Source organism: Peribacillus sp. S4, assembly GCF_046715815.1.
Taxonomy (GTDB): Bacteria; Bacillota; Bacilli; order Bacillales; family DSM-1321; genus Peribacillus; species Peribacillus frigoritolerans.
In genome coordinates this window covers 593,003-619,478 of sequence record NZ_CP175708.1, presented here as the reverse complement: position 1 = coordinate 619,478, position 26,476 = coordinate 593,003, and the positions used below count along the sequence as shown (strand labels likewise).

Sequence of the window (26,476 nt, the reverse complement as noted above, 5' to 3'; positions counted from 1 at the left end):
AAAAAGGGACAGCCGCCATGGCCGTCCCTTTTTTGCGAATCATTCATCGACTACGATGTTTCCACCATAGAAGGTTACTCTCGTTAATGGTAACTCCAGTTCACGAGCCATTTTTTTCAACTCTCGCTCTTCTCTTTCCGTTACGATTGAAATGACCGTGCCATCTGCACCTGCACGCCCAGTTCTCCCGGATCTATGGATATATTGTTCGATATTGTCAGCCATATCAATATGAACGACCGCAGTAAGGCCTTTAATATCCAGCCCCCTGGCCGCTACATCCGTTGCTATCAGCATCGGGGATTTTCCGGAACGAAGCTTACGCAGTGCTTTCTCCCTGTCGACTTTATTGGATTCACCGTGAAGCACGCCCATTTCAATACCTTTATAACTCAGCTTTTCATGTAAGACGCTAAGCTCCGCAATATCATTCAGGAAGGCAAGTGCCTTCACATCTTTAAGTCTTGTGATTTTCTCGAGAATCTTGGACTTCTCCCGTCTCTCAACAACAAAGTAAAGATGGTCCACCTTGGATTCCATTTTTTCATTTTTATCGACCTTGATCATTTCGGGTTCATTCATGAATCCCCTGGCCGCTTTTTCCGTTTCCTCTGGCAGGGTTGCTGAAAACACCATGATTTGCCGATCTTTTAGTGTTGTTTTGATAATATTATTGATCGTTCCCATATGTTCTGGAATGATCAATTGGTCACCTTCATCAAGTACTATCGTCTTAACTTCATGCATCTTCAGTTTCTTTTGGGCAATCAATTCGTAAATCCGCCCCGGTGTTCCAGCAATCACCTGTGGACGCTTCTTCAGTTTGTCCAACTGCCTTTTCACATTAGCACCGCCGATGAATGCTGCACCCATTATGCCGCTTCCCTCTGACCAAATGCGAATTTCTTCATTGATCTGCATGACCAGTTCCCGTGATGATGCCAGAATCAAAGCTTGGGGCGATTTTTTTTCAGGATCAATCTTTTCCAGCAATGGCAGTAAATATGCCAATGTTTTTCCTGTACCTGTCGGTGATTCGGCCATGATATCCTTTCCCTCGACAATCACGGGGATCGCTTTCGTTTGTATCGGGGTAAGTTGTCCGAATCCGGACTTTTTCCAGGCTTCTTGTATATATGGTTTTCTATCGTTTATTAATGCAGGTAATTCGCTCATATCGTTCTCCTTTAATATAAAACTTTTCCTATCTTTCATAGTACCATTTATTCTTGTCCAGTAGCCAATGGAATACGAATTGTAACCGTCGTCCCTTTGTTTATCTCACTTTCAAAATCCATTTCCCCGTGAAGGCGATGAACGATTTTCCGGCAAATTGCAAGCCCGATCCCTGAACCTTTTTCCTTCGTCGAGTAAAAAGGTTCACCAATCCGTTCAAGGCGCTCGGGTCCCATTCCCATGCCATTGTCACTCACGCTGACTACAGCATGTCCATCGATGATTTGCAGCGATATATCAATTTCCCCATTATCTTCGATCGCTTCAATGCTGTTCTTGACGATATTGATTACCAACTGTTTAAGTTCAATTGAATCAGCCATAATATAAATCGGTTCGGCGGTTTTAATCCTTAGCCCCATTTCGATATTATTCAAATTCGTTTCTGCTTTCATCAACGTGAATACCTGTTGTAAACTGTCGGCAAGATCGATCCTGCAGAATGCGACATCCTGCTTCTTCCCGAGAACCAATAGTTCACTTGAGATAATATTGATTCGGTCAATTTCCTTCAACATGATATCAGAATGCAGCGGGTTCACTTCCTGGGTCATATCCATTAACTGTACGAATCCTTTTAACGATGTCAGCGGATTCCTTATCTCATGTGCGACGGCTGCAGCCAGATGTCCGATAACAGATAGCTTTTCAGACATGATCATCAATTCCTCTTCGCGCCGCAATTCGGTGATATCCCTTACGATGGCATATACTCCAAGCATTTCCGAGTGGACGATGATCGGTAAAAAAGTTACACGGATTATCCGTTGTTCATCACTGCTATTCTGAATGGTCGTTTCGAATTTTACAGCCTCCCCTTGAAGGGACTGTAGAAAGAATTCAGCTACTTTATCACTTTCATTCCAGTTGATGAGATGATTCGCATTCTTGCCTTTCAAATTGTCACTATGATGACCTAACAGTTTTTCCGCTTCTGGGTTTATCGAAACGACATTTCCTTCGAGATTCAGCTCAAGGACACAATCCGGGTTATGCTTGAACAGCGACCGATACTGTTCATCCTTCAGAATGAATTCCTGTTGGGACCTCAGCATTTTCCCCGTCCAATACCTGATTATGAAGTACAGGAAAAGTCCGGTTATGAATATGAACATCCACCCTTTGGAATGTTGAAACATTGCATATATCTGAACATCTGACCTTGCCTGCGTCATAGAGATGTAATCCGTAATGATAATCCATAAGACCCCAATGAATATATATATAAAAGCCACTTTACATGCAATTTTATGAGATTGGTTCATATTTTTTCCTTTGTATTGTTTTTTGGTTTATTATTCCCAAATCACTCAAAAAAAGCCCTCATGTTTTCAACATAAGGACTCTATCGATATTGTAACATATATATAGTAATCATTGTTTTATATCGTTAAAAAATCCAGCAGCATTACTACTGGATTTTCAATAAATCAAGAGAGGTCTTTAATGGCTTGATTGAATTCTTCTTCGATATCTTTTGTAGGCTTGGCCGATAGTAAGCTGAAAACGACCACCGCTATTGAACCAGCGATGAAACCAGGAATGATTTCGTATATTTCAGCAAACCTATCGATCATATCCCAGACGATCACGGTTGCCGTACCGACAATCATTCCCGCCAAGGCTCCCCATTTCGTCATCCGTTTCCAGTACAGGCTTAACAAAATGACAGGACCGAATGCCGCTCCAAAACCAGCCCATGCATAACCAACCAATTTAAGGATCGTACCGCTTGGATTAAAAGCCAATAATAGGGCAATGGCAGATATCGCCAATACGCCAAACCGACCTACCAGCACTAATTCCTTATCAGATGCGTTCGGCCGAATGAACTGCTTATAGAAATCATCTGTCAGAGCACTTGCCGATACTAACAGCTGTGATGCAATCGTACTCATGACCGCTGCTAAAATCGCAGCCAACAAGAAGCCTGTAATTAAAGATGGAAACAGTTCTTTAGCTAATATGATGAAGACGGACTCAGCATTCCTATCCCCTAAAGGACTATTTGTCAGGTTAAAATATGCTATCCCCACCAATCCGGTGAACATCGCTCCAACAATAGCAAAAATCATCCATCCCATGCCGATTCGCCGTGCACTTTTCAATTCTTTAACAGATGAGACCGCCATGAAGCGGACGATTATATGAGGCTGCCCGAAATAACCAAGCCCCCATGCCAGAAGAGATATGATGCCAATGGTTGATGTTCCTTCAAAAACATGCAATAAATTCGGGTTAATCGATTTTATTTCATTGAAGGTGGGATCCCAGCCCCCAATATTTACAATCGTGACAACTGGTACTAGAATTAAGGCAATGAACATGATTGTACCTTGTACAAAGTCCGTCCAGCTGACAGCCAGGAATCCGCCAAATAATGTATAAAGAATAACAACGCTTGCCGTCAGCCAGATACCCCACCGGTAATCTAAATTGAAAGCCGTACGGAAAAGCTCACCGCCTGCCACCATGCCTGAAGAGGTATAAAAGGTGAAGAAAATTAAAATGACCGATGCTGATACCACTTTTAAGACGCGGGAGCCATCTTTAAACCGATTTCCCAAAAAGTCGGGAATCGTAATCGAATTGCCGGCAATTTCCGTATATGTCCGAAGCCTTGGTGCCACGAATAACCAGTTTAAATAAGAGCCTGCACACAGGCCGATGACAATCCAGCCAGCACTCAACCCGCTTATGTACATCGCACCAGGAAGACCCATCAACAGCCAGCCGCTCATATCGGAAGCCCCTGCACTCAATGCCGTTACAGCCGGCCCCAAGTTCCGGCCGCCAAGCATGTAATCGGTTAAGTTAGCCGTTTTCCGATAGGCCAAATAACCAATTAAAAGCATACCTGCCATGTATATTGCAATTGATATTATAATTCCATATTCCAAAAATGAATCCTCCTATTTATAGGTTAATTTTCATCTTGTAAGCTTATCAGAAAAAAAAACATATGTTAAGAAGTTCTTGCACCTTTCAACGATTTCACTTTCAATATAAGTAAGAAAATTCATTTTATTAGAATAAATCATTTAGGAGGAATACGCCATGCAATCCTATATCAATCAGCCAGATGGAGTCTTTCCCTCTGTTTGTTCTCTTGACTGTCCTGATCAATGCGGTTTACTGCTGCACAAAAAAGATGGGAAAATCATTAAAGTTCAAGGAGACCCTGATCATCCAGTCACAAAAGGGAATATTTGCAACAAAGTCCGCAACATGACTGCCCGCCTATATGACCCCAATCGCTTAAAACAGCCATTAAAGCGCATCGGTCCGAAAGGAAAAGGGAATTTCGTTCCAATCAGCTGGGAAGAGGCCATTGACACAATCACTTCCAAATGGAAAGACTTGATCGAAATGCATGGACCGGAAAGCATACTTCCTTACAGCTTTTACGGAAACATGGGCAACCTCAGCGCCGAGGGGATGGATCGCCGCTTTTTCCACAAACTCGGCGCAAGCATGCTCGAGCGTTCCATCTGTAATGCGGCAGGCTCAGTCGGATACAGCTATACAATGGGTGGTTCATTCGGCATCGATCCAGAAGAAACGATCCATACGAAGCTATTCATCATGTGGGGCATCAACGCTGTGAGCACAAATATGCACCAAGTGACGCTTGCCCAGCAAGCCCGAAAAAACGGGGCCAAAGTAGTTGTCATTGACGTTCATAAAAACCAAACTGGCAAGTGGGCAGATTGGTTCATTCCGATTCTGCCTGGCACCGATAGTGCACTTGCCCTCGGATTAATGCATATTCTTTATGCCGAGAATCTAGTCGACCAGCCCTTTCTCGATGAATACACAGTGGGTGCTGCTGAATTGCGCGAACATGTCCGCCAATATGACCCTGCGACCGTCTCCACGATAACTGGCGTTCCCATTGATGACTTATATGAACTTGCCAGGATGTATGGCACCACAAGCCCATCATTCGTTCGGATAGGCAATGGCCTGCAGCACCATGACAATGGAGGCATGGCGGTACGTACCATTGCCTGCCTGCCTGCCCTTACCGGCCAATGGATGGAGGAAGGCGGCGGAGCCATCAAAGGGAATTCAGGATATCTGGCCTTTAATATAAATGCCTTAAGACGTCCTGATTTATTGCGAAATAAAGCTACCCGGACCATTAATATGAACCAAATCGGCCAAGCTCTTATGGAAAAAGAAAACCCGATTCGCTCTATGTTTGTATACGGCTCCAACCCAGCACTTGTCGCTCCGAATGCAAATAAGGTGCAGGAAGGTCTAATGCGGGAAGATCTATTCACAGTGGTACATGATCTATTCTTAACCGAAACGGCCATGTTTGCCGACCTCGTCCTTCCTGCCACGTCATCTTATGAAACGGAGGATTTTTATAATTCATATTGGCATAATTACGTCCAAATACAAAAACCTGTAGTCGAAAAATATGGCGAATCGAAATCGAATGTTGAATTGTTCAAACTGTTGGCTGCTGGAATGGGATTTGGGGAACAAGCATTTGGAGATTCAGAGGAAGATATGATACGGCAGGCTCTGGATTTTCCCGACAACCCGCATTTGGAAGGCATCACCTATGACTCCCTTTCAAGGAATCAATTTGTCAAAGCCAAAATGCAGCCGATGTCCCCAGGCAAACTCCCGACACCAAGCGGTAAAATCGAACTTTATTCCGAACGGATGAAGCGGGATGGATTCGAGCCATTGCCCACATATACGCCTATCATAAAAGACAGCGACCTGCCATTTTTATTCATTCCGGCACCTAATCACAATTTCTTGAATTCAACCTTTTCTAATAATGCCAAACATATCTCCATGGAAAAGGAACCGAAACTGCACATGAATGCCGCTGATGCCAAAACAATGGGGATAGCCGCCGGAGATATGGTTAGAATCTGGAACGGTCGCGGTGAATGCTTGCTTACCGCTGCTCCCGGTGAAAATGTGTTACCAGGCGTTCTTGTCAGCCAAGGCTTGTGGCAGAATACGCCCGAAACAAAGCAACACATCAATTCCCTTACCCCAGATCGCCTCGCGGATATGGGTAATGGCGCCGTTTTCTTTTCAGGACGGGTTGATCTTGAAAAAGTCCAACAATAGTAAAGAAGTGTTTAGCAATCTATAACTATATCTGCGATTCTCGAATTATATCTGCGATTTTCGGATTTTTATCTCCGATTCCGGATTATATAACTGCGGTTCTAGAATTATATCTGTGATTTTCGGATGATATATCTCCGGTTCTCGGATTATATCTCCGATTTCGGCTTTTTATCTGCGGTTCTCGGATTTTATCTCCGATTCCGGATTATATAACTGCGGTTCTAGAATTATATCTGTGATTTTCGGATGATATCTCCGATTTCGGCTTTTTATCTGCGATTCTCGGATTATAGATTCCATAGAAAAAAGGCTGTTCCCCAAGGAACAGCCTTTTTTCGTCAAGCTATTTACTCTTCATCAAACCAGCCTGTTGGCTGGATATCCAAGTTATTATTTATTTGCTTCACTTCAGTGTAAGCTTCGTAACCGAAAGTTCCCAGTTCGCGTCCATTTCCACTTTGCTTGAACCCTCCCCAAGGAGCTTCGTTATAAGTCGGATGATATGAGTTTATCCACGTGATGCCGGCACGCACTTTTTTAATGACACGGTACGCTTTTGAGATATCATTCGTGAACACCGCTCCCGCTAAACCATATTTCGTATCATTGGCAAGTCGAAGAGCTTCCGCTTCATCCTTGAACTTTTGAACGACAAGCACCGGTCCAAAAATTTCTTCCTGTACAATCCGCATATCCGGTGTCGTATCAACAAAAATAGTAGGTTCGACAAAGTAACCTTTATCCATGCCTTCTTCTTTAATTCGATTTCCACCGACGATTAATTTGGCACCTTCTTCTTTTCCGATTTGGATATATGATAATATTTTGTTCATATGGGCTTCTGAAACGATAGGTCCCATCTGGCTGTTTTCATCAGAACCTGAACCTACTTTGATTTTTTTCGCCTTCGCAGTAAGACTTGCAATGAACTGATCGTAAATGGACTCTTCCAATAGTAAACGGGATCCTGCTGAGCACACTTGTCCTTGATTACAGAAAATCCCGTATAGAGCATAATCAACTGCAGTCTCAAAGTCAGAATCCGCAAATACGATATTAGGCGATTTGCCGCCGAGCTCCAATGTGACTTTCTTTAGGTTACCCAGCGAAGCCTCCATGATCTTACGTCCTGTTGCCGTGCCTCCTGTAAAGGCTACTTTATCGATTTCCTCATGCTCTGCAATGGCTTGTCCGACAACTGGCCCCGCTCCTAACACAAGATTCGCGACACCTTTTGGCAATCCTACCTCATCCATGATTTCAAATAGTTTGACCGCCGTCACCGGAGTGATCTCAGATGGTTTGAACACAACGGAATTTCCTGCAGCAAGCGCCGGAGCAAGTTTCCAGGCTGACATCATTAGTGGGAAATTCCAAGGAACGATTTGCCCGCATACACCGATCGGTTCCCTTACGACCATCGCTTGCTGGCCGTCAGGAACTTCAAAAGTCTGACCTGTCGGTTTTGTGGCCAATCCTGCATAATATCTAAAACATGCTGCCGAATCAGCTATATCAAAACGAGCCTCACGCAATGGTTTCCCATTATCCAATGTTTCCAACGCAGCTAGTTCTTCAGCTTTTTCTTCTATCTTGTCGGCTATTTTGAATAAAATGCGAGCTCTTTCGACGGCAGGAGTTCCCCACCAACCACCTTCATAGAAAGCATATTTTGCTGCCTCGACCGCTGCATCCACATCTTCCTGTGTTCCTTCCGCTGCTTTGGCAATAACTTCCCCCGTGGCCGGATTCAATACATCCCTCTTCTCACCCGAAGTCGAATTCACCCATTCCCCATTGATGAACATCTTTAAGTCCAATGCTCCCGTTCCTTCTTTTTTCGTATTATTTTGCAAAGTTTCCTGCATGTAATTTCCTCCTCTGTTTTAAGTTATCTACCTATATATAAATATGAGCAAGATTCATGCCAGTTTGAAATTTTAGGTAACTCACGTTTTTTTGCCCTTTCCTGTCATATTTAAATTCAGTCGTGAATTACCTATTCATTTTTGCATAACTCATAGGCAAAACTTCTTCCAAGTTTCACAGAAAAAAGAGATGAGCAGCTGCTCACCTCTCTTCTGATTAATTCCGATTAATAATGACCAATTTCATTTCCGTCATTTCTTCAATGGCATATTTCAATCCTTCGCGCCCAGTCCCGCTTTTTTTGACTCCGCCATATGGCATGTTGTCAACACGGTAAGTTGGGATATCATTAATAATGACACCGCCGACTTCCAATTTTTCTGCGGCAGAAAGAGCTAGATTGATATTTTCTGTGTAAATCCCGGCCTGCAATCCGAATTCGGAATCATTGACAAAGTCAATCGCTTCCTCCACGGAAGAAACCTTATTGATCAAAACTATTGGAGCGAAGACCTCCTGGCAAGATACCTTAAGCATGGCATCCACTTCCAGCAACACAGTGGGATGCAGGATATTACCTTCAGATTTACCTCCTGCTGCAACTATCGCCCCGTGTTGTTTAGCTTCACTGATCCAATCCAGGCTTCTCTGTACATCCCCGGCGCTGATCAATGCTGAAATATCCACAGACGGGTCCAAAGAATCTCCCAGTTTCAAGCCATTCGTTGCTTCCGTGAATTTTTTGACGAACTCATCATACACCTCTTCATGAACATAAGCGCGCTGTAAGGAAATGCAGACCTGCCCTTGAAAAGCGAATGCTGCCGATACACAGCGTTGGATGATTTTATCAATATCGATCCCTTTATCCACGATGACAGCCGCATTCGAACCTAGTTCAAGACTCACTTTCTTTAACCCGGCCTTATTACGGATCCCGATTCCTACAGCCGGACTTCCTGTAAATGAGATGCTCTTCACCCGTGAATCGGTGACTAATTTATCACCGATTACCGAACCGCTTCCAGTAACTAAATTAAACGCACCTGCCGGCAAATCCGTTTCGGCCAATAATTCAGCAAGAAATAGTGAAGATAGCGGTGTTTGGCTCGCAGGTTTCAGGACGAGTGTATTTCCGGCAGCAATGGCCGGGCCCACTTTATGGGCAACCAGGTTCATCGGAAAATTAAATGGCGTAATCGCACCCACAACGCCTAGAGGCTCACGGACCGTGTATCCTATCCTTCCTTCTCCGTCAGCTGTGGCATCCATCGTCAATGTTTCTCCATGAATCCTTTTTGCTTCCTCTGCTGCAAATTTATATGTGGCAATCGTCCGGGATACTTCAACCATTGCCGTTTTAATCGGTTTCGCTGCCTCTTTTGCAATAATTTCAGCTGCCTCATCTTTGCGGCTTTCCAAAAGGCTCGCAAGCTTTTCAAGTATGGCAGCGCGTTTATGACTAGGTAAAGCTGCCATCGTTTTTCTAGCTTGATAGGCTGATTCTATGGCCAACTCGACATCTTCAAGGCTTGCCGAGGGAATCTCCGCTAGGACCTCCCCGCTATATGGGGACTTTAGTGTCGTGAACTTTTCAGCTTCTTGCCATTTACCATTAATGTATAATTTCTTTTTCAGCGTTTCCGTCATGACCATCACTTTCACCTCTTATAAAATTTCTTTTTCGACTGCAGTAAATGTCTCATCAAGGATTTCAATCATTCTTTCGACTTCTGCTTTAGTAATGATTAAAGGCGGTGCGAATACGAGTGTATCTTGATCAAACGTAACTGAACGGCAAATCAAACCATTCTTCGCAGCTTCAGCAACAAGTCTTGGAGCAAGCTGTGTCTCAAAGCCTTCACCTGTTTGTTTGTCCTTTACGATGGAGATGCCCCCAATTAGTCCAAGTGCCCTCACATCACCAACAATCGGATGTTTGCTTTGGAGCTTCTTAAAGCCGGCAAGCAACTCTTCACCACGCTGTTTCGAGTTTTCTATAAGGTTTTCACGTTCAATTATTTCAATATTTTTCAAAGCAACCGCACATGCCATCGGATGGCCACTGTATGTGTAGCCGTGTAAAAGCGTACCTTTTGAAAGGGCAATAAAATCCTGATGCAACTTATCATTCAGGACGACCCCGCCTAACTGTGCATATCCGCTCGTCACACCTTTTGCAAAGCACATCATGTCAGGCACAACACCAAAGTGTTCAATCCCAAAATAAGTCCCTGTTCTTCCGAAACCTGTAATGACTTCATCCGTCACCATCAAAATGCCGTATTCATCACAAATTTCCCTTACTTCCTTAAAATAGCCTTCAGGAGGAAGGTTCACGCCACCGGCCCCTTGAATCGGTTCAGCGATAAAGGCCGCAATCGTTTCCGGTCCTTCCTGTTCTATGACCTTACGCAACTCCTCAATGGAGGAACCGTCCACATGATAAAAATCAGGTGCGATTGAATTCGTGAAATCCCTGAACGGCTTCAGGCCAGTCGCACTTGTAGCTCCCATTGCCACTCCATGATAGGATTTCGAGCGGGAAATGATTTTTTGACGATTAGGCTGCCCTTTCAAAAGCCAGTAATGACGAGCAAGTTTGATCGCCGTATCATTCGACTCCGATCCACCTGAAGTGAAGAAAACTGCATTCAAATCCCCAGGCGCGATGGATGCGATTTTGGCCGCCAAACGGATTGCCGGCTCATTGCTGAAAGTGGCGAAACTTGAGGTGAAAGCTAATTTGGCCATTTGTTCCTTCGCGACTTCAGCCATCTCTTCTTGTCCATGTCCAATATTCACATTCCAAAGTGAAGCCATGCCATCAATGACAGTCCTGCCCGTGACATCCGTAAGATATATTCCCTTCCCTTCCTTAAAGATGAAACTTGGACCATCTGCCTGCTGCTGTTCGATTGCCGTGGTCGGATGAATAAAATGCTTTTTATCCAAATCGATTAATTCCTGAATACTCGTAGTCTCTTTAATCATGTAAAAAACACCCTTCTCATGTAATGGATTTTTTCAAGCTAGTTTATTTTTATATTTATAGATGTAGCAAGATGCATGCCAAATTATATGGGCCTGATATTAAAGGTATTCAAGTTAAAACGATTCATATATAAATCAATAGGAGCATGTGTTGATTCACATATAAATCATTTGATTCACATTCGAATCAATCAACTCCCATTTATTTGATTAACTACTGAATGACAAGCATTTTTTCGAATCCCCCTCTTTATTTCTAATTGATGTTACAAAACCTGACACACAATGTTGAATTTTCGGAAGATTTGTATTATTATCATGTTAATATTTTTTCATTCCTTTTGAGCCGCTATGTTAATCTAAATGAAAGAAGTTGATATATATGCAGGTAGGATTTGAACTGTACCAAAAACAAACCTTGAAGTTGTCATTAACCCCTGAATTACAGCAATCGATCAATATCCTTCAATATTCCACCCATGAACTGATAGATTTCCTGAACCGACAGGCTTACGAAAATCCCGTTCTCGAAATTAGCTTTAAAGAACCCCCCTCATCGCACAGTATTCGTACAAATAAAATAAATTCTCAGATACGCGGTTCTTCCTCTAAAAGTAAAGGTTTCAACGGAGACAATGATTACAACCCTATCAACAATCATTCAGTCAGCACAGAAACACTTGAAAGGCATTTACTGGAACAATTGAGTTTACTAAGTTCATTGAATGCATTTGAAAAGAAGATTCTCCAATTTTTGATTGGAAACTTAAATGATTATGGATTTCTAGAATTGGATGTCCATTGGACTGCTTCGCATTTTTCCGTACCCGTGGAAGAAATCGAAAATATGATTCAAATATTGCAATCCCTTGACCCAATTGGAGTCGGTGCTAAAGATCTGGCCGATTGTTTACTCATTCAGCTGCGTGAGCATGAGAATCACAATGAATTGGCGTATAAGATCGTTAAAAAGCACTTAGAAGATTTAGCAGAAAAACGCTACAGGAAAATTGCCGCCCTTCACCAAGTGACCGTTCAGGAAGTACAAGAGGCCTCGGATTTCATCCGTACGTTAAACCCGCGTCCTGTCAGTCACTTTTCCGATGATATGACTCATTACATCGTTCCGGACGTTTACGTGGAAAAAGATAAAGAAGGTTTTCTGATAACGGTCAACGATAGCTGTACACCTAAACTTTCCATCAATCCTTACTACAAGAACCACGTCGCCATCAATTCCGTTAATCCAGCTAAAGATTATATAAAAGGGCACATAAATGATGCCCAATTACTGTTAAAGGGGCTCGAACAAAGGCAAATGACGCTTTACAAAGTGACCGCGTCAATCGTGGAGGAGCAGCATGAGTTTTTCATGAAGGGAATTACAGGATTAAAACCTATGACACTGAAGGATATTTCGGAAAAACTTCAGCTTCATGAATCAACGATCAGCAGGGCTACGAGCAATAAATATATCCAGACGCCGCATGGCCTCTTTAAACTAAGGAACTTCTTTACTAGAGGGTTACATCGCGTGAACAGCCCAGCAACCGAATCAACGGCCACCATCAAAGAAAAAATAAAGGTCCTGATTGCCGATGAAGATAAAATAAAGCCTTTTTCAGATCAGAAACTTTGTCAAATATTCGAAAATGAAGGGACGAAGATCTCCCGCCGCACTATTGCAAAATACCGTGAAGACCTCGGTATACCTGGATCTTCAAAACGGCGCAGATTTTAAAATCAAACCGAATTTTTAAGAAGACTCTTACAAATGAGAATCTATTGTAAGAGTCTTCTATATTTTCCACCCCTGAACCAGGGGCTTAATAAACAGTTTTGGAATCATAATATATCGGTTTATTTATTCCCCCATTTATCCTCGAAAATAAGTTCATCCATCAGCCTTCTTTTTTCCCAATTAGCAAGTTCAAGAATGGGTTTATCCGGATATTGATCCGTATAGCCAATCGACAGGAGTGCAACAGGTTCTATATGCGGCGGAATCTCCAAAATATCACGAATATCATTTTTCTTATAAAAGCTTACCCATCCCATTGCCAATCCTTCCGCATAGGCAGCCAGCCACATATTTTGAATGGCGCAGGCAGTGGATAGGATATCGGTTTCCGGAATGGAGTTCCTCCCTAAAACATGGGAGCCCCCCCGTGTCGGGTCGCATGTAACACAAATTGTATACGGTGCTTCTTTTAACCCTTCCACTTTCAAACTAAGAAACTTATTTTCTTTACCTCCTTCATAATGAATGGCGAGGGCCCTTCTTTCTTTATCCGCTGCCCATGCCAAACTGTTCTTGGTTTCCTGAGACGAAATCACGATGAAACTCCAAGGCTGCATGAATCCTACAGACGGCGCATGATGTGCAGCATCCAAAATTCTGCGGAGTATATCCTTTGAAATGGGCTTTGGCAAAAAACTCCTGATATCCCTACGGTTATAAATGGCTTTATATACGGCAGCTTGTTCTTCATTAGTAAACATAGTTTCCCCCCTGTTTCCGGCTCCCCGGAAATTTATCTAAACATACAACCTATTTTATAGATAAACCCTTACAATTAAAATATCCGCTGGCTCAGCTCATTCCGTCCACAACAAGATCCGCTCTTTCTTGAGGCCTTTGCACTCCCACATAGAGATCTTCATGAACCATCCAATTATCCTCCCACATTTGACGCGCATCTTCACCATCCCGCTCAAGGCCACGTTTCAAACGCTGATCACGGGGACATTCTACCCAAATCGTGAAATCATGGTACCCTGCCAATTCTTTACGGATTGAATACGTTCCTTCTATAATCACAAGGCCCCCAGCAGCAACTTCATGCCATTCGGCCATAGTGTCCGTTTCCCAATCATACCTTTGATATCTTGCTTCCTTCCCCTTTGTAAGCGGTTTTAGGATTTGGTTACAAACCCGTTTCCAATCATAATCCGCCCCGATAGGCTTTTGGGATGGAGGCAGTTGAACCCTTTCCGATGACGGCAAATAAAAATCATCCATATGAACGGCCACGCTACCTGGACATTCTGCTTGGATACGGGCAGCGAGTGTACTTTTTCCAGATCCGCCCCGGCCATCTATAGCCAATATATAGAGTGAGCGTTTTTTGGAAATTTCGTGAATTTCAGCTATAAGACTGCTGATCGTATACTGTCCATTAAGTGTTGGAAAGTTCATAAGCATTCCCCCCTATATACTTATTTCTATTAATCCTCCCTTAAACTCCTTCCTTGAGGGGGATAATTTAAAAAATAAGAAGAAGGTGCTGATATTGAATAAAAACCAATTTGCCCCCAGCTTCATGTCTGATTAAAGAAACAGAGGAGGAAAAGGGCCCCTTTCCCTCCACTTCATGGAGAAACTGTCTACGATCAAACGGCTAGACTTTCCATGTAATGGACTTGAAAACTTCTTGTTATAGACATATATACCGGAGAAAGGCCTTCGAATGTTCGAATGCCGACTTGATGCAATGTCATATAATGACCATCGATTTGAATACGCCATTCGGATCTGCGATTGAAACCTGATCAGATCAGCAAATAAAACGGCTTAGCGGCATTATGCTGCCAATTGGGACTTGCGAAGAAAATGATTTGGCTGATACCGACCTCTTTCTCGCAGATCCTGACTTCAACTTAGCCTCCATGGATACTAATGGCCGCTTCCCAATAGGTTTTCCTGTTCTGCGAGCATTACGGCTATCTTATCCTGGATTGCCGTAATGCCTTTTTCTTCTACAAAATTATTCAAGATGATTGAAAATATGATTTTTTCCCCTCTTTTGGTCGTCACATAACCGGATAAGGAGCTCGTACCTGAAATTGTCCCTGTTTTCGCGCGGACATTCCCGGCTGCAAGTGTCCCTTTCATCCTCTTTCTAAGAGTACCGCCCACCATCCGATTTTCGTTGCCTGCAATCGGTAAAGCATTCAAGTAAGCAGGAAACCACGTTTTTTCCTGAATGGCATACAGCAGCTTCGTTATTTCATTCGCTGGAATCATATTGACTTGGGAAATTCCAGACCCATCACGCATCATGATCGTTTGCATATCGAGACCCATACTCTTCAGCTGATTTCGAGCAACCTTCAAACCATCCTTCCAGCTTCCCTCCCCATCTGCCTCTTTGCCCATTTCCTTCACCAAAACCTCGGCATGGCTGTTATTGCTCAATTTCATGAAAGGAATAAGCAGCTGTGAAAGCTGCATGGACTGATGAGTGGCAATCATATGCGCTCCTACTGGCGTTTTCCCTTTTTTCCTTTTTCCCAACACTTTAATTCCATGTTCCTTCATTGATTTTTCAAATAGGCTCAAGGCATATTCTGTGGGATCTTCCACCGAGACCCACTCTTTGGTCACCTCGGCATCTTCCGGAATGGTCCCGGTCACCGTAATGACTTGTGTGCCATGAGACCGTTCGATTTCAATCTTATTATTAGCATCTGCCGATACAGTTTTCGTTTTGTTGATGACCTTCACGTGATCGGTTTCAGGCTCCAGCTTTACCGTTGCCCTCTTTCCAGCCTTTTCCCCAGGAGCTAACTCCACGATGATGGTACCGGTATCGTAATCTTCATTCGGGGAAGCAGTTAAAGCCGAAACGGCTGCACCGTAATATTCCTGTTCATCGCCCCAAACTAAGTCTTGAGAATAACGAACATCATCATACCAAGAATCGTCCCCTATAAGATCCCCGTGAACGAACTTAACTTGCCTTTGCTTCAGTGAAGCTGCCAGCTCATCAAAATCCTTTTCCAATAATGTGGGATCCCCTTTTCCCTTCAGGTATACATTGCCCTGCAGAACATGGCCAACCTGCACTCCTTTTATGTATAGTTCCGTTTGAAAAGTATGATCTTCCCCTAAAGTTTCCAGCGCGGCTGCTGCTGTCAAAAGCTTAAGATTCGAAGCAGGCCGCAATCTCGTTTGTGATTCCCGTTCATAAATCATTTCCCCCGTTTCAGCTGAACGGATGGAAATTCCCGTCAACGCCCCAGCCAATCCTGGCGATTGCTCCAATATTCGTTGAATTTCCTGCCCTAGGTTTCCATCATCATTTGCAGCCTGCATCGATTCTCCATTAAAAAAACAAATCAAAAACAGGAAGAATATAAAACTCAACTTCCTTTTATACGTCAAACCTATCACTCCCACTCTAGAAACTCACCACTTCTATCTTGTCCATTATTCGGTCATATAAAAAGAAAAGATCCACTAGAAAGCTCCTTATTTATACATACTCGGGAAACTGCAGGATTATTCGCCCGCCACTCCACGGTATGCGGCTGCATAGTTTCTATACATATACCTTTAATAGGGAACTTTTTTGCAACATAATCCGTATAAGTATAAAGACATAGTAAGGAGTGAATATATGTATTCCAAGATACAGCCACCAACGAAGAAAATATCCAAAGAATCAGTGAAGGTGTGGCGGATGACTGAAGCCATTACCAATCTCATTATCCTCGCCGTCCTTAGCCTCCTATTATTTGTTGATGATTATTTCACTTGGAAAGAATGGATTGGATGGATTTTAAACGGACTTATCGTATTATCTTTTTTCCATGCTATCTGGTCCATCTTCATTGAACCGATACTTTTGCAAAAGTATTGGCGATACGACGTGAACGAAGAATTCATTCAAACAAAACATGGAGCCTGGAGTGAAACGCATGAACTCATTCCGATGACGAAGGTTCAATCCGTCAAATTGAACCAAGGACCGTTTTTGCGAAAATACAACCTTTATTCCCTAAGCATCGGAACAATGGGCGACTCTCATGACATACCGGCCATCCCCGAGAAAGAGGCGTATGAATTACGAGATAAAATTGCCCATTTCGCAAAAATTAAGGAAGTGGATTAATGATGGAAGAACACGCAAAACGATTACACCCTTTCAAAATCCCTTTCGAATTTTGGAAATTGCTGAAAGGAAATGTATTTTTCATAATCATGCTTTATGTCCTGAATTTCGGTTCTGAAAAGATGTATATGAAGGTACTCCAAATCGGCTTTCTAGTTTATTTGGTTTGGAAAGTCATTTCTGTCATCCTTAGATGGTATACATACAAATACCAAATCAAAGAAGGTACCTTATACATCACTTCAGGGCTTGTCTCGAAATCGTATCGAACTGTCCCGCTTCATAAGGTTCAGAATGTCCAGCAACGCACGACGTTATTTCATAAGATTTTCAGATTGACCTCTTTAACATTCGAAACGGGGATGACTGGTGATCAGGGTAGCGTACCTTTCGAGATGATTTCCCGAAAAGAAGCCGAACGGCTTGAGGGGGAATATGCCTCAAAACAGGAACTTCCGGTTATTGATATTTCCGAAGAACGAATTGCTGAGGATATGGAACCAGCCATTGAAAAAACGATCCATTTCACTCCTAGCAAACATGATGTGCTGAATGCTTCCTTTACATCACTCAGTTTCCTGGCTCTTATCCCGATATTGGCTACGTTATATAATACACTCGATGATTTTATTGATTTGGAGAACACCGAAGGGTTTCTTGCCAAGTTATTGGATACATGGTGGATCATTACCATCGTTATTGCAGGCCTCATATGTGTCGCCGTTGCCTTCGGAATCGTTTCCACATTCGTTAAATATGGAAAATATGAAATTTCATCCGATCACGAGCGCATATATATCAAGAAAGGTGTACTGGATGAATCCGCTTTTTCCATTCGGAAAGAAAAAGTACAAGCAGTCGAAATCACCCAATCAATCATTAAAAGAGTGCTGGGGTTGGCAGAAGTGAAACTGATCAGTGCAGGAAGCACCGGTGATGAAGAGCTGGGAACGAACACCCTCTATCCCTTTTTATCAATTGAACGGGCATATGGGATGGTAGAAGAGATTTTACCCGCTTACAAAGTGGAACGATCAATGAGGTCACTATCGAAACAGGCCTTCAAAATCCGAATGCTGCGACCTAGCTTTTTCTGGATTCTCACAACATTGGCGATTTATTATTTCAAACCCTCCCTATGGTATATCTCGCTGATTCTACTCGTCCTCATTTATACATTGAGAATAATGGATTACAAAAATAGCCGTTACTTGTTAAATGATGAGTTCATTCAGTTCAAATCCGGAAGTTTGGAAACATCACTATTCATTACCAAAAGAAGCAAGGTCATTCAAATTGAGGTGGAACGTTCGAAGCTGCAAAAGTTTTTCGGGCTTGCCACAATTGAAACGATCAACCGCTCCAAGCCTGTACACCATACAAAGCTCCAAGATGTATCCGTTGAATATGCAGACGAGTTTTACACATGGTATATGGACAGGACAAAAAATATCCAATTCGAATAGTATTCAATGAATGAAAGAGTTGACCATGGCAGTCAGCTCTTTTTTTATCCACTATATTCCACCCCCTTCCCACCTTTGCACTTCACGACAAAATTAATATTGGAATTTTCTAACTTATCCCTTCAAAAAAAGCGAAAGAAGACCGAAATATCAAATAGAAGTCAAAATTAATTAGAAGTATATAAGGAGAATTTTACAGATGAAAAGACTGACAGACTGGTATTTTAATTCGCTAAAAAAACAAATATTGATTCCCTTTTTAGCTTTGATCATGATAAGCGGAATGGCCATTTCCTACATGAGCTATAAAAATAGTATCGAGTTGACGACCCAGGAAATTACCGGATCGACGGAAGAGCAAGTCAAGTCAATGAACGATTCTTTCGAGACCTTCTTTCAAAAAACGGAAAATCAATTGGATAGGATCAGCAAGTATCCTATCATGGGTACTTATGATAAGAACCCCGAATCCATAATGGATGAGTTTTCCCATACACAGTCAAGCAGTTCTGAAATAAATGGTTTATACCTTGGCACCGAGAAAGATGGAAAAACATTAATATTCCCTAAAGCGGATTTGCCGGCTGACTTCGATCCGAGACAAAGGGATTGGTATCAATCCGCATTAAAACAAAAAAACAAGACCATTTGGACGGAACCTTATACTGATCAGGCTACGAATGAACTTGTCATTACGGCAGCAAAGGCCATATATGATGATCGTGATGAATTAATAGGCGTGCTAGGTGTCGACACCTCAATCGATACATTGATCACGATGGTCAATCAAACGAAATTCGGCGAAACGGGCTATACGGTTTTGCTTGATCAGAAAGGGTCATTCGTTACACATCCAGACAAGGAAAAAATTCAACAGGATATATCAAAGGAAAATATTTCCAAAAAAATGAAAGGTGAATCCGGATCAATGATCGAGGAATTTGAAGGGCAAAGCCGGATCGTCGGATACGCCACAAATCCTACCACCGGATGGAGAATAGCAGGGGTAATGGAGGAAAATGAAGTGAAAGTCCGGGCAAGCCATATGATAATAGATAATGTCATCACACTGTTGATTGTCTTTACCGTCACTGCACTATCTGCCATCTTCATCACCCGTTCTTTAACGAAGCCCATTAAAAAGCTGCAGGAATCCATACGGAAAATGGCTGACGGCGATTTCACCTCCTGGAATTCCATTTCCAGAAAAGATGAGATTGGCCAACTTGCAGAAGATATCAGCTTAATGACCAGGAATATGAGTCATATGTTAGGGGTTGTCAACAACCTTTCCGATAAAGTATCGGATTCCTCCATGACGCTAGTAACCAGTGCCGATGAAAATTCAGCGGCAGCTAACGAAGTGGCCATGACGATGGAACAAATAGCAGCCGGTGCCATAGACCAAATCGAAGTCGGGCAGAATAACGAAATGGCCGTGAAGCTATTGGCTGACAAAATCAATGATCTTGAGGCGCAAACGGGAAAAATGGCCACGGAATCCGAAAATATGTTCAAGGCTTCCGAAAACGGAATCACTCAAGTACAAGGCCTGAAACAACAATTCAATGAAACGTCCCAGATATCCAATAAGATGAGCACGGCAGTCAAATCATTGGATGCACGATCCAATGATATCAGTGCGATCGTAAAAACCATAAGAGGGATTGCAGGACAAACGAATTTACTCGCCCTGAATGCTGCCATCGAAGCAGCGAGGGCTGGTGAACACGGAAAAGGGTTTGCTGTTGTTACCGATGAAGTGAAGAAATTGGCCGAACAAACGGAAAAATCACTGAAAGAAATCTCTGAAATCATTCAAGCCATGCAAACAGATACAACCAATACCGTTCATTTGATTGGTCAAGTCAATCAAAAAATCCATCTTCAGGATACTTCTGTAACGGATACGGAAAATGCTTTCAGTCACATTGCATCCATCATCACGACCACATTCAGCAATTTTGACGAAATAAAAGAGATGATGAACGATATGGTAAACGAGGTCACACGGATGGCGGGCAATGCAGAAAAATTAAATTCAATCAGTCAGGAAACTGCGGCAGGAACTGAAGAAGTATCAGCTTCCGCAGAACAAACGAATGCTTCCATGGAACAATTAAATGTCCTGGCTAGTGAATTGGATGCCCTATCCCAGGAAATGCACAAAGAAATAAAGAAATTCACATTCTAATCAAAAAAAGGACGGCCCCCTAAGGGATCCGTCCTTTTTAAAAGTACGACTTATAGAGTTCTTCTGCCATTCGTCAGCGTTTCATCGGTTTCGGTTATTCCCGAGTAAGAAGAACTGGATTTTCTAGCATCCGAATCGACTAACACAAGCAATTTGCCGCTCTTTACATCCGCTTCATAACGATTCGCTTCGTCTTCAGGTATACCCATTCCGATTAATGTACCGGCCAATCCTCCTGTTCCAGCGCCTACAGCCGCTCCGGCTAATGTTGCAGCAAGCGGTCCAGCAGCCAGTACCGGCCCGATTCCCGGAATCGCCAACGCACCCACACCTGCCAATAATCCGGCAGCACCGCCCAAAATGCCTCCAGTCGCCGCACCAGCTGCGAGCCCCTCTTCAACTTTTGTACCCGTTTCTTCATTCACTGCATTTAATTCTTCTTTATCTTTAGCTACCACTGAAATATCTTCACGATCATACCCTTGGGCCTGTAATGACTCAACAGCCTTTATGGCTTCTTCTCCAGTTTCATATACACCAATTATACGTTTATCCATATCTATCATCCTCCTTAAAGAATGTAAATTGTCGCTCCCCCTTTACATACCCCAGGGGATGAAAATGCTAAACGTTATTTAACAGGAAAATATTTTCGAGTTAACCCTTACTCAGAAAGGGTATATATAATAGTAGTATGCATATTTTTAGGAGGTTTTCTTTTTGCTCATCGAGTTACTTAAAGATTTAGTATCCATCGACAGTTCATCGAAAGAAGGAGCCAACCAAGCGGTAGATTACTGTACGGACTGGCTTAAAGATCAAGGACTTACCGTGAATGTGATCGTAAATAACGGTTATAAAATGCTTGTTAGCGAGATTGGCAGCGGAGATAAAACCCTAATTTGGAATGGCCATGTCGATGTTGTCAGCGGTACGCCGGATCAATTTTTCCCTGAGGTTCATGAAGGAAATTTATATGGACGCGGAACAGCCGATATGAAAGCTGGGGTTGCGGGGATGATGTGTGCATTTACCGAACTGAAAGATAAGGACTTAGGATTAAAAATCCAGCTACAGATCGTATCGGATGAAGAGATTGGCGGGTTGAACTGTTCCGGATATTTAGCGAAACATGGTTATCGGGGAGACTTTGTAATTTGTGCTGAACCGACGCAATTGGGAATCGGACTCCAGGCAAAGGGTGCCCTCCGTCTCGATATTGAAGTATCCGGCAAATCTGCACACGGAAGCCGTCCATGGGAAGGTGTGAATGCAATTGAAAAGGCCTATGATCTCTATCAAAAAATAAAGGAACTTCCATTCACCCGGGATCATACTCCCCTTTACTCTTCACCTTCACTTAATCTAGCAAAAATAAAAGGCGGGGATGTCTATAATAAGGTACCGGATGCTTGTTTGCTAAGTCTTGATATTCGTTATCTTCCTACGCAAACAATGGAAGATATCATTGCTCAGATCGAAAGTGTGACAGGAAAAAATGTTCACCTTAATATGTACAGTAAACCTGTAAAAACCGAAGAGTCAGACCCATTCATCACTTTGCTCCGACCGATTATCGAAAGAAACACCAAGCAAGACGCTGTCATTTTCGGACAACATGGCTCCGCAGATACCGTCTTTTTTGCGGCATATGATATCCCAGCGATTGAATTCGGACCAAAAGGCGAGAACTGGCATGGAGATAGGGAATGCGTCAATCTTGAATCAGTAGCAGTCTATCAAAAAATGCTGGTCGATTTCGCTTCTGAATTTGCTTTACATTAATCCAAATCATGAAAAAAGCCGGCATCACATATAGACAAAAGGAAGTCTATCTACATTTTAAAAACAAAGTTGATTGAAACAAAAGGTGCGAGACTCCTGCGGGGAAAGCGCGTCCAAGGGAGACCGCACAGGCGCAAAGGCGCCGAGGAGTCTCCCGGACCGCCCGCGGAAAGCGAGTGCCTGGAGTGGAAATCAATGTTCGAATTTTAACAAGCTCTCAAAAAAATTAGACAAACTCGATTTTCATCGATTTTGTCTACAGTTTGAGCCGGCATCACATAGATGTCGGCTTTTTCCATGTTCCGCATATCCTCTCCTACTAAAATAAACAGCATTCAATCGTCTAATATTACGTTGTTTTTTTACAAAATATACAGGACTTTAAAACCAGGGATTTTACATCCATATTTTACCTCATTAAACAGGATACGCCATTACATCAACACTATTTAACAAAAATACGCTTATACTGACATAATAAATAATATATTTACATTTAACAGATAAGTACTTTTGACCTAGTTTATATTACATTTATTTATCAAGGGAAACCTTTTTGTAACACAATTACTATTCCACCGAAACATTATTGTCATAAAGACCTGTTATTCTAAGTCTACGATTTAAAACAAAGGAGACTATTCATTTTGAAAAAAATACTACTTCCACTATTCACTGCTTTCTTTTTGGTATTTAGTTTTTCCGGAGTTTCATCGGCTGCTACTACTACATACAAAGTTAAAAGCGGCGACACACTATGGGGTATCGCCAATAAACATAATATAACAGTCAATCAACTCAAAAGTTGGAACAACCTGAAAAAAGATAACATCCATCCAAAACAAGTTTTAAAGGTCAAGAAAACATCGACCTCTGCTAAACCTAAAGCTAAAGCAAAAACATCATCATCATCCAAGAAATATAAAACGATCACGGTGAAGGCAACAGCTTACACTGCGAACTGCAAAGGCTGCAGCGGGATTACAGCATCTGGTCTTAACTTAAAGAAAAACCCTAACGTAAAAGCCATCTCGGTCGACCCTAAGGTCATTCCACTAGGAACAAAAGTTCATGTAGAAGGATACGGGGATGCCATTGCGGCAGATAAAGGCGGCGCAATCAAAGGGAATAAAATTGACGTCTTCTACTCTTCTCACTCAAAAGCTATCAATTGGGGCAGAAAAACCGTTAAAGTAAAAATCTATAAATAATGATAAGCACCAGCCTGAAACCTTTCAGGCTGGTCTTTTGTTTTTCCCATTCTTACTAACATCTAAACAGCCAGTTGACCTTCAAACGGAAATATTTACTGAAATTTCAGTCAATGTTATGATTAGTACATCTTAATCAAAAGAGAGGTGTGCGCTTTGAATATTGTCATTATAGGGGCCGGGGCACTGGGCTCCTACTTTGGGGGCAGGTTGCAGCAGGCCGGACAGGATGTTCAATACCTTGTCCGAAAAAACCGCGCCAAACAATTGAAGGAAAACGGGATCAGCATAACCAGCCCACATGGAAACTACCAATTCAACGACCTTCATATCACAGAGAATGTAAATGACATCGAAAAGGTCGACCTCGTGATTCTCGCCGTAAAAGGCCAGCATCTGCAAGGCACCCTTACAGATTTAAAGGTGCTTGTTGAAAAGGGCGCAAAGGTTCTCCCGCTTTTGAATGGATTGGAGCATATATCCATTTTACAGGAGGCGCTGGGCGATGAAGCCGTCTTGGGGGGAAGTGCCTTCATCATCGCCACCCTTAATGAAAAAGGGCATGTCATTCACTCCAATGAAAATCACGATTTAATCTATGGCCCGCTTCATCCGTCACAAAAAAAGATATGTGATGAATTCGAACAGGCGGCGGGATCAGCTATCATGAAGGTAAGCAGAACGGAAAACATATTGATCAGGATGTGGATCAAATACATGTTCATCACCGCGTTTTCCGGTGTGACAACAGCATCGAACCTCCCTATCGGCACGATACGGAGATACCCGGAAACCAATGGATTGCTAGAAAAGGTCCTTGTTGAAATGAAGGAGCTTGCAAATGCTTATGACGTCGGAATTACTGTGGAGAATATTGCTCAAGCGTTGGAAAACATGGCAGGCTTACCTGATGAATCCACCTCTTCGATGCACCAGGACCGCCGGAAGGGCCTAACCCTCGAAGTGGAACATTTACAGGGCGGTGCACTGCGCCTAGCCGACAAGGTCGGTTTGAAACTTCCTGTGATCGGAACCCTATATGCACTAATAAAACCATTTGAAAATTGATTTTCGCCAATACCGGTGCTCCACCGGTATTTTTTTTTACGGCTTAGTAATCTCTTTATATCCTAATCTTCACTTTTAATTCCTCTTCAGTTATTCAAAATCCCCAAGACCAAAAAGAACAAAAAGAAAACAATATCACCAAAAGAATATTCTGATTCTTTCTTCTGTTACACTATTATCAAGTTAAGAAAGCGCTATCATATAACAAAGGAGAATGCCCCTTGAAAATATTAAAAAATTTAACAGTTCAGGTCATCATCGGTATCATTCTGGGTATAACAGTCGGTTTCTTCTTCCCTGCTTTCGGTGAACAACTAAAGATATTGGCTGATTTATTTATTAAAATGATTAAAATGGTCATCGCACCAATCATCTTCTTAACCGTCGTAATCGGAATCGGCGGTATGGGTGATATGAAAAAGGTTGGCCGCATCGGCGGAAAGGCCCTGCTTTATTTTGAAATCGTTACCACTTTCGCACTTGCCATCGGAATCATCGTGGTCAATCTGCTGGGACCTGGTAAAGGCTTTAACATCGATTCAGTCGAGGGCGGAGATGTATCACAATATACGACAGCCGCTTCCGAAACGGAACATGGCGCCGTTGCTTTCATTTCTAATATCATTCCTGATAATGCCGTTGCCGCACTGGCTGGCGGAGACTTACTTCCTATTCTATTCTTTGCCGTATTATTCGGATTATCGATGGCAGCAATGGGACCGAGAGTGCAGCCAGTCGTTTCTTTCTTTCAGCATATTGCCGACATTTTCTTCGGCATCGTCGGTATGATCATGAAAGTTTCTCCATTGGCCGCATTTGGAGCAATGGCTTATACAATCGGTAAGTTTGGCCTTGGTTCTTTATCCTCGTTAGGACAATTAATGGGCAGTGTTTATATCACAATGGCACTTTTCATCGTTCTTATCCTTGGCTCAATTGCAAAAATGTATGGCTTTAATATTTTCAAGTTCATTGCCTATATAAAAGAAGAGATCCTCTTAGTTTTAGGAACCTCTTCATCGGAATCCGCCCTGCCAAGCGTGATGAAAAAACTCGAAAAATACGGTTGCTCAAAATCGGTAGTCGGTTTGGTTGTCCCAACCGGTTATTCTTTCAACCTTGATGGCACTTCCATCTACTTATCCATGGCTGCGATTTTCATCGCCCAAGCCTATGGTGTCGATTTAAGCATCTGGCAGGAATTGACCCTTCTAGGAATCTTGATGTTAACATCCAAAGGTGCTGCCGGTGTAACGGGATCCGGTTTCATCACACTTGCTGCAACATTAGCTGCCTTCCCGATGATTCCAGTTGAAGGAATGGCATTACTGCTTGGAGTCGACCGCTTCATGTCAGAAGCACGCGCCATCACGAATCTAATCGGTAACAGTGTCGCTACGGTGGTCATTTCTAAATCAGAAGGTGAATTCAATCCAAACCAAGCCATCTCAGATGATATGAATGAAGTGGCTGTTTCATCGGAAAAATAATCGAACCTTGAATGAAGAGGTGTGCAGCTTGCACCTCTTTTTTTGTGTGTATTCCTCCCTTTCTAGCAATGAATAGCTAATTTTCTATAAATAGCCAAACAAATAAATTTCAGAATCACTGAAAAGTGTTTATACTTTTATGTAACAGGTAAAAGTATAT

The 26,476-nt window shown here is 42.6% G+C and carries 19 protein-coding genes; 9 read left to right on the top strand and 10 right to left on the bottom strand.

Translation table 11 applies throughout. The features are described from left to right. Positions 1 to 39 precede the first annotated feature (39 nt). From ACJ9PY_RS02950 to putP, 3 genes are all read right to left on the bottom strand, one after another. Positions 40 to 1,176 (bottom strand): DEAD/DEAH box helicase, encoded by a 1,137-nt coding sequence (locus tag ACJ9PY_RS02950; protein WP_057278610.1) that lies wholly within the window; start codon positions 1,174 to 1,176, stop codon positions 40 to 42. Positions 1,177 to 1,223: 47 nt separating this feature from the next. After that, positions 1,224 to 2,291 (bottom strand): ATP-binding protein, encoded by a 1,068-nt coding sequence (locus tag ACJ9PY_RS02945; RefSeq protein ID WP_262869727.1) that lies wholly within the window; start codon positions 2,289 to 2,291, stop codon positions 1,224 to 1,226. Positions 2,292 to 2,666: 375 nt separating this feature from the next. Then, a complete protein-coding gene (gene putP / locus ACJ9PY_RS02940) occupies positions 2,667 to 4,136 on the bottom strand; it encodes a sodium/proline symporter PutP (RefSeq protein WP_034305814.1) in 1,470 nt (489 codons plus the stop codon). 157 nt (positions 4,137 to 4,293) lie between these two features. Between putP and ACJ9PY_RS02935 the strand changes: the two genes are divergently transcribed. Next, positions 4,294 to 6,339: a molybdopterin oxidoreductase family protein gene (locus ACJ9PY_RS02935; RefSeq protein ID WP_411739454.1), complete on the top strand. Its 2,046-nt coding sequence runs from the start codon at positions 4,294 to 4,296 to the stop codon at positions 6,337 to 6,339. Between the two features lie 350 nt (positions 6,340 to 6,689). On the opposite strand, the gene ACJ9PY_RS02930 is transcribed toward ACJ9PY_RS02935, so the two are convergent. The 3 genes from ACJ9PY_RS02930 to ACJ9PY_RS02920 form a co-directional block, all read right to left on the bottom strand. Next, positions 6,690 to 8,210 (bottom strand): aldehyde dehydrogenase family protein, encoded by a 1,521-nt coding sequence (locus ACJ9PY_RS02930; RefSeq protein WP_063592217.1) that lies wholly within the window; start codon positions 8,208 to 8,210, stop codon positions 6,690 to 6,692. Positions 8,211 to 8,427: 217 nt separating this feature from the next. After that, positions 8,428 to 9,861: an aldehyde dehydrogenase family protein gene (locus ACJ9PY_RS02925; protein WP_411740228.1), complete on the bottom strand. Its 1,434-nt coding sequence runs from the start codon at positions 9,859 to 9,861 to the stop codon at positions 8,428 to 8,430. 18 nt (positions 9,862 to 9,879) lie between these two features. Continuing rightward, on the bottom strand, positions 9,880 to 11,205 hold the full coding sequence (locus ACJ9PY_RS02920; RefSeq protein WP_098865689.1) for an aspartate aminotransferase family protein: 1,326 nt from the start codon (positions 11,203 to 11,205) through the stop codon (positions 9,880 to 9,882). 382 nt (positions 11,206 to 11,587) lie between these two features. On the opposite strand from ACJ9PY_RS02920, the gene rpoN reads away from it, so the two are divergent. After that, on the top strand, positions 11,588 to 12,946 hold the full coding sequence (gene rpoN / locus ACJ9PY_RS02915) for an RNA polymerase factor sigma-54 (protein ID WP_098865688.1): 1,359 nt from the start codon (positions 11,588 to 11,590) through the stop codon (positions 12,944 to 12,946). A 119-nt stretch (positions 12,947 to 13,065) separates the two neighbouring features. Here rpoN and bluB read toward each other — a convergent pair whose 3' ends face one another. From bluB to dacB, 3 genes are all read right to left on the bottom strand, one after another. Further along, positions 13,066 to 13,707, bottom strand: a complete 642-nt coding sequence (gene bluB / locus ACJ9PY_RS02910; protein WP_063577443.1) for a 5,6-dimethylbenzimidazole synthase — start codon at positions 13,705 to 13,707, stop codon at positions 13,066 to 13,068. Between the two features lie 91 nt (positions 13,708 to 13,798). Beyond that, positions 13,799 to 14,404 (bottom strand): uridine kinase, encoded by a 606-nt coding sequence (locus tag ACJ9PY_RS02905; RefSeq protein WP_098865687.1) that lies wholly within the window; start codon positions 14,402 to 14,404, stop codon positions 13,799 to 13,801. A gap of 477 nt (positions 14,405 to 14,881) precedes the next feature. Next, positions 14,882 to 16,372: a D-alanyl-D-alanine carboxypeptidase/D-alanyl-D-alanine-endopeptidase gene (gene dacB / locus ACJ9PY_RS02900; RefSeq protein WP_250161121.1), complete on the bottom strand. Its 1,491-nt coding sequence runs from the start codon at positions 16,370 to 16,372 to the stop codon at positions 14,882 to 14,884. 235 nt (positions 16,373 to 16,607) lie between these two features. Here dacB and ACJ9PY_RS02895 point away from each other — a divergent pair, with 235 nt between their 5' ends. The 3 genes from ACJ9PY_RS02895 to ACJ9PY_RS02885 all read left to right on the top strand — a co-directional run bounded on the left by ACJ9PY_RS02895 (position 16,608) and on the right by ACJ9PY_RS02885 (position 20,762). Next, positions 16,608 to 17,102, top strand: coding sequence for a PH domain-containing protein (locus tag ACJ9PY_RS02895; protein WP_098865685.1), 495 nt, complete (start codon positions 16,608 to 16,610; stop codon positions 17,100 to 17,102). Beyond that, positions 17,102 to 18,568 (top strand): PH domain-containing protein, encoded by a 1,467-nt coding sequence (locus tag ACJ9PY_RS02890; protein WP_411739453.1) that lies wholly within the window; start codon positions 17,102 to 17,104, stop codon positions 18,566 to 18,568. Before ACJ9PY_RS02895 ends, ACJ9PY_RS02890 begins: the two co-directional genes overlap by 1 nt. Before the next feature lie 199 nt (positions 18,569 to 18,767). Then, complete coding sequence (locus tag ACJ9PY_RS02885) at positions 18,768 to 20,762, top strand: methyl-accepting chemotaxis protein (RefSeq protein WP_411739452.1); 1,995 nt, start codon at positions 18,768 to 18,770, stop codon at positions 20,760 to 20,762. A 50-nt stretch (positions 20,763 to 20,812) separates the two neighbouring features. Here the strand turns inward: ACJ9PY_RS02885 and ACJ9PY_RS02880 are convergent, their stop codons facing one another. Further along, positions 20,813 to 21,319: a general stress protein gene (locus tag ACJ9PY_RS02880; RefSeq protein ID WP_241590034.1), complete on the bottom strand. Its 507-nt coding sequence runs from the start codon at positions 21,317 to 21,319 to the stop codon at positions 20,813 to 20,815. Positions 21,320 to 21,482: 163 nt separating this feature from the next. Between ACJ9PY_RS02880 and ACJ9PY_RS02875 the strand changes: the two genes are divergently transcribed. The 4 genes from ACJ9PY_RS02875 (at position 21,483) to ACJ9PY_RS02860 (ending at position 26,316) form a co-directional block, all read left to right on the top strand. After that, complete coding sequence (locus tag ACJ9PY_RS02875) at positions 21,483 to 22,547, top strand: M20 family metallopeptidase (RefSeq protein ID WP_411739451.1); 1,065 nt, start codon at positions 21,483 to 21,485, stop codon at positions 22,545 to 22,547. A 647-nt stretch (positions 22,548 to 23,194) separates the two neighbouring features. After that, the gene (locus tag ACJ9PY_RS02870; RefSeq protein ID WP_063577450.1) at positions 23,195 to 23,758 is read left to right on the top strand and encodes a 3D domain-containing protein; all 564 of its coding nucleotides are present in this window, start codon (positions 23,195 to 23,197) and stop codon (positions 23,756 to 23,758) included. 147 nt (positions 23,759 to 23,905) lie between these two features. Further along, the gene (locus tag ACJ9PY_RS02865; protein ID WP_411739450.1) at positions 23,906 to 24,826 is read left to right on the top strand and encodes a ketopantoate reductase family protein; all 921 of its coding nucleotides are present in this window, start codon (positions 23,906 to 23,908) and stop codon (positions 24,824 to 24,826) included. Positions 24,827 to 25,047: 221 nt separating this feature from the next. Further along, complete coding sequence (locus ACJ9PY_RS02860; protein ID WP_057278594.1) at positions 25,048 to 26,316, top strand: dicarboxylate/amino acid:cation symporter; 1,269 nt, start codon at positions 25,048 to 25,050, stop codon at positions 26,314 to 26,316. The last annotated feature ends 160 nt before the right edge of the window (positions 26,317 to 26,476 follow it).

What these genes read in the sequence shown, in the direction of transcription:
- ACJ9PY_RS02890 (WP_411739453.1), top strand. Translation starts at nt 17,102, where the DNA reads ATGATGGAAGAACACGCAAAACGATTACACCCTTTCAAAATCCCTTTC.
- bluB (WP_063577443.1), bottom strand. Translation starts at nt 13,707, where the DNA reads ATGTTTACTAATGAAGAACAAGCTGCCGTATATAAAGCCATTTATAAC.
- ACJ9PY_RS02895 (WP_098865685.1), top strand. Translation starts at nt 16,608, where the DNA reads ATGTATTCCAAGATACAGCCACCAACGAAGAAAATATCCAAAGAATCA.
- ACJ9PY_RS02930 (WP_063592217.1), bottom strand. Translation starts at nt 8,210, where the DNA reads ATGCAGGAAACTTTGCAAAATAATACGAAAAAAGAAGGAACGGGAGCA.
- ACJ9PY_RS02920 (WP_098865689.1), bottom strand. Translation starts at nt 11,205, where the DNA reads ATGATTAAAGAGACTACGAGTATTCAGGAATTAATCGATTTGGATAAA.
- ACJ9PY_RS02885 (WP_411739452.1), top strand. Translation starts at nt 18,768, where the DNA reads ATGAAAAGACTGACAGACTGGTATTTTAATTCGCTAAAAAAACAAATA.
- rpoN (WP_098865688.1), top strand. Translation starts at nt 11,588, where the DNA reads ATGCAGGTAGGATTTGAACTGTACCAAAAACAAACCTTGAAGTTGTCA.
- ACJ9PY_RS02925 (WP_411740228.1), bottom strand. Translation starts at nt 9,861, where the DNA reads ATGACGGAAACGCTGAAAAAGAAATTATACATTAATGGTAAATGGCAA.
- ACJ9PY_RS02880 (WP_241590034.1), bottom strand. Translation starts at nt 21,319, where the DNA reads ATGGATAAACGTATAATTGGTGTATATGAAACTGGAGAAGAAGCCATA.
- ACJ9PY_RS02950 (WP_057278610.1), bottom strand. Translation starts at nt 1,176, where the DNA reads ATGAGCGAATTACCTGCATTAATAAACGATAGAAAACCATATATACAA.
- ACJ9PY_RS02935 (WP_411739454.1), top strand. Translation starts at nt 4,294, where the DNA reads ATGCAATCCTATATCAATCAGCCAGATGGAGTCTTTCCCTCTGTTTGT.
- ACJ9PY_RS02945 (WP_262869727.1), bottom strand. Translation starts at nt 2,291, where the DNA reads ATGCTGAGGTCCCAACAGGAATTCATTCTGAAGGATGAACAGTATCGG.
- ACJ9PY_RS02905 (WP_098865687.1), bottom strand. Translation starts at nt 14,404, where the DNA reads ATGAACTTTCCAACACTTAATGGACAGTATACGATCAGCAGTCTTATA.